The 4570-nt window shown below is 67.0% G+C and carries 3 protein-coding genes and 1 pseudogene; 1 reads left to right on the top strand and 3 read right to left on the bottom strand.

What is annotated here, in order from left to right; genetic code table 11:
* Positions 1 to 603, top strand: a pseudogene (locus ELR45_RS05070) (phosphotransferase); the annotation flags it as partial.
* Between the two features lie 428 nt (positions 604 to 1031).
* On the opposite strand, the gene ELR45_RS05065 reads toward ELR45_RS05070, so the two are convergent.
* From ELR45_RS05065 to ELR45_RS05055, 3 genes are all read right to left on the bottom strand, one after another.
* Positions 1032 to 2102 carry a patatin-like phospholipase family protein gene (locus ELR45_RS05065; protein ID WP_129663953.1) on the bottom strand — a complete coding sequence of 357 codons (1071 nt, stop codon included), beginning with the start codon at positions 2100 to 2102 and terminating at the stop codon, positions 1032 to 1034.
* Between the two features lie 57 nt (positions 2103 to 2159).
* The gene (locus ELR45_RS05060; RefSeq protein WP_129663951.1) at positions 2160 to 3539 is read right to left on the bottom strand and encodes an FAD-binding oxidoreductase; all 1380 of its coding nucleotides are present in this window, start codon (positions 3537 to 3539) and stop codon (positions 2160 to 2162) included.
* Positions 3540 to 3654: 115 nt separating this feature from the next.
* Positions 3655 to 4570, bottom strand: a 916-nt coding sequence (locus ELR45_RS05055; protein ID WP_165367488.1) for a CehA/McbA family metallohydrolase, incomplete at its 5' end; no start/stop codon positions are given.

Genomic DNA, 4570 nt, shown 5'->3' with positions numbered 1-4570 from the left:
CTGCACCTGCTGAACGTCAAGGTCGAGGAGCGTGGCCTCTTCCCGATCGTCAACACGGACAATGCCGACCGATGGCCGGAGATCGTCGAGGAAGCGCGTCGCGCAGGGGCACGTGAGTTCGCCGCACAGTTGAGTGACCTGGAACCACAGGTCGGGGTGATCGCGGAACTGGCGCGCCAGGCCGGTGATCGCGCCGACGACGAACTCATGAGCCACGGCGACATCGACCAGAAGAACGTACTGCTCACCAGCGATGGTCCGGTACTCTGCGACTGGGACGTCGCGACGCCGCTGGTGCCGCGCTCCGAGCTCGCCGACGTCGCCATGTCCATGGCGTGCTGGAGCGAATTCGACATAGCCCGCGAGGTGGTCCGGGCGTACCGAGGCGCCGGGGGAGTGGACACCGAGATCGAGCCCCGCGACTTCGGCCCGACGTTAACGAGCAGCCTCGACTGGCTCGTGTTCAACGTGGAGCGCGCCAGTGGGTTGCGCACCGTGGCCGCCGACGAAGCCGAGCTTGGGAGGCGTCTGGTGCCCCAGCTCGTCGAGGGTCTCCCGCACGAAGTCGACGTCGCACTACAGGTCCGCGAGGTCTTGCGCTAGGAGCGAGGGCACCTTCGCCGTTACGTGGGCGCACCAGGCTGCGGCTCCATGGGCCTGTTCGATGGCGCCGCCATCAGCCTCAAGGTGGTGTACTGCGATCTATCGTTCTAATCATTTAATTGAGGTGGCACGTAAGCTGCGCGCGGACTCCAGGCCGGTGATCGGCCAGGCGTTGGCGAATGTGCCGAAGCTGCGTGACACCGTTCGTGGACCGTTGGCTCACGAATGGATCGACCAGTGGGAAGGCGCGTTGCGAAAGGGTTCGGTGAGCGAACTCATTGAGTTGTGCCTCTCGCCAGGCGAAAGAGGTATCGATCTACGCCAGGTGGGTCCCTTCGCCGGTGTTCTCACTGACAAGGAGCGCATGGCGGCCATCCGTCGTGCGAGAAACTCATGAGACGCGCTACCGCGCCGCAGGGTGGTGCCGCTCAGGCGCCAGCTGCCTTGGCTGCAGGTTCGTCCTGCGCTGGCTGCTCCGGCTCGGCCGGTTCGGGTGCAGCCTGCGCTGGCTGCGAGTCAGGCCTGAAGCGTTCGAGGTAGGCGTCGAAGTCCCAGCCCGGTCGACCGTCCGAGCCGTCGAGGAAAGCTTCGGCGGCCTGTCGGCCGTTGTCGTAGAGCTGCTGTTGCGTGGCCCGGTCGAGGTCGAAGTCGGTCGCCTTCACGTCCAACGTATCGATGAAGATGGTGCGCGCGAGGACGGCCGGGTCGTCGAGGTAGATGCGGTCGTAGAAGCCGGTCATCGTGCCGATCATGGCCTTGGTCATGGATATCACGCCGTTGACGTCGTGCAGCTGTTCTCGCGCCACGTCGGGACGATCAGACAGCTTGATGCCGAAGGTCGGCCACCGCGGCGTCTGGTCGTCGCGGCGGTCGAAGACCGCGACCGGGAAGTTCGAGAGCATGCCGCCGTCAACCAGCCAGCTCTTGGCGCGTGCCTGTTGGTGATGGAGCTTTGCAGCGCGGAAGAAGTAGGGGATCGACATCGAGGCCCGGATCGCGTCGACGACGTCGACATCGTCGGCCTTCCGCCCGTACTCGTTGTACTCCCACGGCAGGCTGCGCAGGACGCCTTGAGAGATATCCGACGCCATGACTACGAGGCGGTAGTCCTCCTCCGGCGGCAGCGACGTGTCCGGATCATCGCCCCGCAGGTCGGCGAAGGTGCGTACATCGTGCTCGGCGAGGAGCTCGCGGAGCCAGTCACGCAGGTACTCGCCGCGATAGATGCCGCTGGTGGTCACGATCGACACCAGCCGGCCGAGGAGGCCGAGCCGACTCAGCAGGTTGCCATCCTTGAAGCGACGGTAATCAAGCTCCCGCATGACCTCGTGCAGCCGGTCGGCGCTGACATTGGCGGCCACCAAGGCGCCGACGATCGCCCCGGCAGATGTGCCGGCCACCCGGTGGAAGCGGTAGCCGCGCTCCTCCAGCACCTTGACCGCGCCGACCAGCGCGATTCCCTTGACTCCGCCGCCCTCCAGCACCAGATCCGCGTCCATGATCCTCGCTTGTCCACGATGCTCGGTCTCGTCTTCGCCAAGCGTAACGGACCTGCGCTATGAGATCTTGATGTTCTGATTCATGCGGAACAGGTTGTTCGGGTCATACGTGCTCTTCGCTGCCACAAGGCGCTCGTAGTTGTCGCCATAGGTCGCCTTGACCCGTTCGTCGCCCTCTTCCATCAGGAAGTTCACGTATCCGCCGCCCATGGTGTGGGGGTGCACGGCCTCCCAGTACGAGCGCGCCCAGCTGGTGATCGCCTCGGCCTTGGACGGGTCCGGGTCGATGCCGGCGATGACCATGGACCAGGTGGCCGATCGGTAGTTCCAGGCCGTGTCCTTCCGCCCGACGCGATGCACCGCTCCGTCGATCGGGTAGAGGTGCATCAATGACAGCTCGCTGGGTGCCTGGGCGGCGTGCTCGAGGTGCGCGTCGATGGCCTCGTCGGGTAGATCCTTGACGAAGTCGCCCTTCCAATACCATTGCAGGCCCGACGGCAACAACGGGTCGAACAAGCCTTGCAACGCCGGGAAGGGCATCGTCGCGACGCCGTCGAGGATCGGTGGCGGTAGTTCCTCACGGAGCGGCTTCAGGGCGGCTTCCGCTTCCTCCGCGGTGCCGTTGTGACACATGATCAATGCACAGATCTGCTGGCCCCATAGCTCGGCGGGGAACGGCGCCGTCGACGGGACGGTCTTTAACCCGAGGAAGGGGCAGAGTTCCTCCGGCGCGTGGGGGAGGAACTCGCGGTACGCCTGCATGATCTGACGCGCGTCGTCGCGATGCCAGAAGATCGGGCCGCCGTAAATGGTGCTGGCAGGATGCGCCTGGAAGGTGAAGCTCGTGACGACCCCGAAATTGCCGCCGCCACCGCGCAGCGCCCAGAACAGGTCCTCGTGTTGCGTCTCGTTCGCCGTGACGAACCTGCCATCCGCGAGCACGACATCGGCTTCGAGCAGATTATCGATCGTCAGGCCATGCTGGCGGCTGAGATATCCGGTACCGCCGCCGAGCGTGAGCCCCGCGATGCCGGTCGTCGACACGATCCCGGCGGGCACGGCCAGCCCGAACGCGTGAGTCGCGTGATCAACGTCCCCTTGGGTGCAGCCGGGCTCCACGTGTACCGTGCGGCGTTCCGGATCGACCCGCACACCCTTCATCTGTGATAGGTCGATCACGAGGCCGTCGTCGCAACTGCCGAGGCCAGGCCCGTTGTGGCCGCCTCCGCGGATGGCGATGATCAGGCCGTGTTCCCGGCCGTAGGCGACCGCACTGATGACATCGGCCGCGTCCACGCATCGCGCGATCATCTGTGGCCGTTTGTCGATCATGCCGTTGTACAACTGCCTGGCGCGATCGTACCCATCATCGGACCGGCCGATGAGCTCTCCACGCAGGCCTTGCGCGAGTCCGTTCGACGTCGTTGGTTCCGTCATGCCAGCCCCCCATAGCGTGCAAAGGCCAACGGGCTTGGCCCTGTGACCTGTACTGTCTCGACGACGACTCCAGGCCCGGTCAAGGTCGGGTCAAGGGCGGCGCCGAGGCGGGCGGCTACGGCGTCAGTGCGACGACGGCGGCGTCGGGGGTTTCGAGGCGGTGCGGCCCGGGCGCCGCCGGGAACCGGGCGAGCTCGCCGCGGACGACGCTGCGGCGGCCATCGACGTCGACCAGGACGGTGCCGTCGGCGCCCACGGCGATAAGTTCGTCGTCGGCTCGTAGTAGTGCGGGGGCATCGATCCCGGCGGCGACGGCGGTGCGCCCGGCCCGCAGCGCGTCCAGCACGGCATCGGTTGTGGCGGGAACACCGGTCGGCGCGTCATGGGCGGTACCCGTAGGGCCCAGATCGACATGATCGTTATCGACGGCGACCCAGGTGACCGGCACACCGAGCGGGCGCCCTTGGTCTGGGCTGTGGAAGTCGCTGCCGCCGACCGGGATGGTCTCCCAGCCCCACGCGCTCCACCAGGCCAGCGGCCCGGTCCATCGCGTGTCCAGCCATGACCAGTGCCAGATCTCGGCCAGCGGCGGATGCTCGGGCAGCCGATGATGCCACGAGCAGTCGGCGCAGAGCGGGTGGTTGATGGAGAGCAGGCCGCCGTCGCGTGCCACCTGCGACACCCAGGTCTGCGCTGGGCGGCGGAAGTCGATCCACGGTATGGCGCCGAAGGCGTTGGCGTGGCCGCGGTCCGTCGTCACCTCCTGTCCAGGGAGCAGCGTGACACCGTACTCGGCGCCGATCTTGGCCAGCCCGTCGTGGTGGCTGACGGTGTTGTGGTCGGTGACGGCGAGGACATCGAGCCCCGTCCCGGCGGCGAGCGCGGCCAGCTCTGCCCGGCCGAGCGAGCCGTCGGAGTGCAGCGTGTGGGCGTGGAAGTCACAGGCCAGCCAGGTGCGACCGGCGTCGGCCGGCAGGTCCCGGCGGGACCGGCGCTGCGCCGGCGCCGGAGGGAACGGCGGTTCGGTCTCG

It is taken from the genome of Phytoactinopolyspora endophytica, from assembly GCF_004138495.1.
Lineage (GTDB): Bacteria > Actinomycetota > Actinomycetes > Jiangellales > Jiangellaceae > Phytoactinopolyspora > Phytoactinopolyspora endophytica.
This window is presented reverse-complemented; position numbering and strand designations above follow the sequence as displayed.

Excerpts from the sequence above, each read along its gene's own strand:
- ELR45_RS05065 (WP_129663953.1), bottom strand. The coding sequence starts at position 2,102 with ATGGACGCGGATCTGGTGCTGGAGGGCGGCGGAGTCAAGGGAATCGCG.
- ELR45_RS05060 (WP_129663951.1), bottom strand. The coding sequence starts at position 3,539 with ATGACGGAACCAACGACGTCGAACGGACTCGCGCAAGGCCTGCGTGGA.